4 protein-coding genes are annotated in these 4,165 nt (G+C 72.7%); 2 read left to right on the forward strand and 2 right to left on the reverse strand.

Annotation, left to right across the window (positions count from 1 at the left end):
* A partial coding sequence (locus H5J33_RS25910) for a DUF6153 family protein (RefSeq protein WP_258565405.1) occupies positions 1–303 on the reverse strand: 303 nt, incomplete at its 3' end.
* Positions 304–504: 201 nt separating this feature from the next.
* Here H5J33_RS25910 and H5J33_RS25915 point away from each other — a divergent pair.
* Together H5J33_RS25915 and H5J33_RS25920 are read left to right on the forward strand one after the other, a co-directional pair.
* On the forward strand, positions 505–1,218 hold the full coding sequence (locus tag H5J33_RS25915) for a 1-acyl-sn-glycerol-3-phosphate acyltransferase (protein WP_181797277.1): 714 nt from the start codon (positions 505–507) through the stop codon (positions 1,216–1,218).
* 58 nt (positions 1,219–1,276) lie between these two features.
* Positions 1,277–2,296 (forward strand): NAD(P)-dependent oxidoreductase, encoded by a 1,020-nt coding sequence (locus H5J33_RS25920; RefSeq protein ID WP_220212751.1) that lies wholly within the window; start codon positions 1,277–1,279, stop codon positions 2,294–2,296.
* Positions 2,297–2,348: 52 nt separating this feature from the next.
* Here the strand turns inward: H5J33_RS25920 and H5J33_RS25925 are convergent, their stop codons facing one another.
* Positions 2,349–3,944, reverse strand: a complete 1,596-nt coding sequence (locus H5J33_RS25925; RefSeq protein WP_181797278.1) for an alpha/beta hydrolase — start codon at positions 3,942–3,944, stop codon at positions 2,349–2,351.
* Positions 3,945–4,165: the final 221 nt, after the last annotated feature.

Here is a 4,165-nt window from a genome sequence, read left to right on the forward strand (position 1 = left end):
CCTGTGCATCAATTCTGCCGGATCCCACTGACAACCGGGCGGCACCGGGGAGACAGCACAGGCGGGGTCGGCGTGGTGCAGCCGGTGGCCGCCGCAGTGTCCGTCGCCGCCCGGGCAGTCGCCGGCGGCGACGAGAGCGGCCGTCATGTGCGTGGCGTGGGCGCGTTCGGCGTGTTCCGGGTGTCCCGCACCGCCGCCGGGCGCGAGGGCGTGCATGCCGAGCAGCCCGATCAGCACCGCCAGCACGGACAGCGCGCGGTGCCGCCTGAGCGGTCGCCGCGAATGCTGTCCGGTGGTGCGCATGAGGTCATCGTACGGGGGCGTGCGACGGCACACGGGCAAGACCCTCCGGCACACCCGCGCGCCCCCGGTTCGGCGCGGCGGTGCGCGGGCAACCGGGCGGTGTACGACGCGTGGCGCGGTACTGGCCGCGGGGAAGCGGGCGGCGGATGATGACAAGGGGCACCCGGGCCGGCGGTCCGGCCTGACGGAGCGAGGCGAGCCGTGTTCTATTACCTCCTCAAGTACGTGCTGCTGGGCCCGCTGCTCAGGCTGGTCTTCCGGCCCCGGATCGAGGGGCTGGAGCGGGTGCCCGCGTCGGGGCCGGCGATCATCGCGGGCAATCACCTGTCGTTCTCCGACCACTTTCTGATGCCGGCGGTGCTCAAGCGCCGTATCACCTTCCTCGCCAAGGCCGAGTACTTCACCGGTCCGGGGCTGAAGGGCCGGCTCACCGCGTCCTTCTTCCGCGGCGCCGGGCAGATCCCGGTGGACCGCTCCGGGAAGGAGGCGGGGCAGGCGGCGATCCGCGAGGGCCTCGGGGTGCTGCGCCGGGGCGAGTTGCTCGGCATCTATCCGGAGGGCACGCGGTCGCACGACGGCAGGCTGTACAAGGGCAAGGTCGGGGTCGCCGTGCTGGCGCTGACGGCGGGGGTGCCGGTGGTGCCCTGCGCGATGATCGGCACGTTCGAGGCCCAGCCGCCCGGCCGGGTCGTCCCGAGGATCCGCCCGGTGACCATCCGTTTCGGCGAGCCGCTGGACTTCTCCCGCTACGCGGGCATGGAGCGGGAGAAGGCGGTGCTGCGGGCGGTCACCGACGAGATCGTCCACGCGATCCTGACCCTGTCCGGGCAGGAGTACGTCGACGAGTACGCGGCCGTCGTCAAGGAGCGGCAGGCGGGCAAGGAGCGCGGCCCGCGCCGGGCACCGCTCGGCTGACCTCTGCCGTCGGCAGAAGATCCGCACCGGCGGCGGTGGGGGTGCCTAGGCTCGGCCCATGAGGAAAGCGGTGGTGATCGGGGCGGCCGGGCAGATCGGCCGTCCGGTGGTGGACGCGCTGGCCCGGGACGGCTGGGCGGTGACGGCGGTCTCGCGCGGCGGGGGCCGGGACGCGGGCTGGGACGAGGGGGTGCGCACGGCCCGGCTGGACCGCGCCGACGACGACGCCCTGGCCGCGCTGGTGGGCGACGGCTGTGAGCTGCTGGTCGACGTGGTCGCCTATGACGCCGGGCACGCCCGGCAGCTGACGTCGCTCGCGGACCGGATCGGCTCGGCGGTGGTGATCTCCAGTGTGTCCGTGTACGAGGACGGCGCCGGGCGGGGCTTCGACACCCAGGGCGAGCCGGACGGCTTCCCGGTCTACCCGGTGCCCGTCCCCGAGACCCAGCCGACGGTCGCGCCGGGCGAGGCCACCTACAGCACCCGCAAGGCCGCGCTGGAGGCGGAACCGCCGGCCGCCGGTGAGTCGTTCCCGGTCACGGTGTTGCGGGCGGGCGCGGTGCACGGGCCGTACAGTCCGCTGCCGCGCGAGCTGTACTTCGTCAAGCGGAACCTGGACGGCCGGAAGCGGCGGGTGCTGGCGTACCGGGGCGAGAGCCGGTTCCATCCGTCGAGCACCCGGACGATCGCCGAGCTGGTGCGGCTGGCGGCGGCCCGGCCGGGTTCGCGGGTGCTCAACGCCTGCGACGCGAAGGCGCCGACGGCCGCCGAGATCGGCGCGGCCGTGGACGCCGTGATGGGGGGCGAGACCCGGACGGTGTGTCTGGACGGTCCGCCGGAGGGCTCGGTGGGCCGCACGCCCTGGTCGGTGCCGCTGCCGGTGGTGTTCGACATGTCCGCGGCCCGGCGGGAGCCGGGCTACCGGCCGGTGCCGTACGCGGACAGTCTGCCCGAGACGGTGGAGTGGCTTGCCGCCGGTGTGCGCGGGCGGGACTGGCGGGAGGCGTTCCCGCTGCTCGCGCGGGTCTACCCGGACCTGTTCGACTACGCGGCGGAGGACGCCTGGCACGCGGCATAGCCGAGGGGCGGCCGGAAGGTCCGGCCGCCCCCTGGCAGGTGTGGTGGTGCGGTTACGGCTTGGGCGTGGCGTGCGGGGCGCAGGTCACGTCCTTGCCGTCCAGCGCGCCCTTGAGCAGGTAGGCGTCGACGCGCTGGTTGACGCACGGGTTGACCAGACCGGTCACGCCGTGGGAGCCCGCGTTCTTCTCGGTGATCAGACGGGAGCCCTGGAAGCGCTTGTGCAGCTCGACCGCACCGCCGTACGGGGTGGCGGCGTCCCGGGTGGACTGCACGATGAGCACCTTCGGCAGGCCCTTGTGGGTCTTAACCTCGACGGGGGTGCCCTGCTTGGCCGGCCAGGTGGCGCACGGCAGGTTCATCCAGGCGTTGGACCAGGTCAGGAAGGGGTAGTCCTTGTTGAGCCGGGTGTTGTCCCGGTTCCACTTCTGCCAGCTGGTGGGCCACTTGGCGTCGGCGCACTCGACGGCCGTGTAGACGGCGTTGGAGTTCTCCGAGGCGATGTTGCCCGCGGTGTCCGACAGGTCGGGGGCGGCGGCGTCGACCAGTGCCTGGGTGTCACCGGCGACGTACTTGCTGAAGACCGTGGCGACCGGCACCCAGGAGGAGTCGTAGTACGGCGCGCTCTGGAAGAAGGAGATCAGCTCGGCCGGGCCGACGACGCCGCCGATCGGGTGCTTCTTGGCGGTGGCGCGCAGCTGGAGCCACTTGGCCTGGACGGCGGCGCGGGTGGTGCCGAGGTGGAAGGCGGCGTCGTTGGCGGCGACCCAGTCCTGCCAGTCCTTCCAGCGGCCCTCGAAGGCGATGTCCTGGTCCAGGTTGGCCTGGTACCAGATCTTCTCGCGGGAGGGGTCGACCACGCTGTCCACGACCATGCGGCGCAGGTGGCCCGGGAAGAGGGTGCCGTAGACGGCGCCGAGGTAGGTGCCGTAGGAGACACCGAGGTAGTTGAGCTTCTTCTCGCCCAGCGCGGCGCGGATGACGTCCAGGTCGCGGGCGGTGTTGGGGGTGGTCATGTGCGGCAGCATCACGCCGCTGCGCTTCGCGCAGCCCTCGGCGTACGCGCGGGCGAGCTTGCGCTGCGCGGTCTTGTCGGCCTCGCTGTCCGGCACCGGGTCCATCTTGGGCGCCTTGGCGTACTCCTGCGGGTCGACGCAGGAGATGGGCGTGGAGTGGCCGACGCCGCGCGGGTCGAAGCCCACGAAGTCGTAGGCCTTGGCGACGTTCGCCCAGATGGCGTTGTGGGTGGTGATCCGGCGCGGGAAGCGCAGGCCGGAGCCGCCGGGTCCGCCGGGGTTGTAGACGAGCGCGCCCTGGCGCTCCTTCTTGGTGCCGGTGTTGCCGATGCGGTCCACGGCGAGCTTGATCTGCTTGCCGTACGGGTGGGCGTAGTCCAGCGGCACGCTGACCCAGCCGCACTGGATGGGCTTCTCCAGCCCCCAGTCGGCCGGGCAGTCCTGCCACTTGACGCCCGCCTTCGCGGCCCTGGCGGCGGCAATCTCGGCGCCCTTGGCCTCCCGGTCCTGTGCGGGCCGGGAGGCGGCCCCGGCCACGGGCGCCGACACGGCGCCGGCGATCAGGGTGGCGGTGACGAGTACTCCGGCGGAACCTAGCGCCAGCAGGCGGCTCTTCGGTCTGTCTTCCCTCACGTGGGCCCCTCCCCCTACCTCGATGCGAGTGGTCAGACGGGGATCCTCTCGGCTGTGGGGGCGCCGGGGACAGGGTTTGCCGGTCATCTTTACCAATCCGATAACCGGATGATCATGTCCTGTTGAGCGACGCGTCGAGCGCCGCTCAGCCGAAGGTGCTCAGCACCTGGTCCAGGGTGCGGCGCAGGCTCAGCGCGTCCGGGGCGACCGCGCTGACGAGC

Origin of the sequence: Streptomyces sp. WELS2 (assembly GCF_013870595.1) — a bacterium.
In the GTDB taxonomy this organism is placed as follows: Bacteria; Actinomycetota; Actinomycetes; order Streptomycetales; family Streptomycetaceae; genus Streptomyces.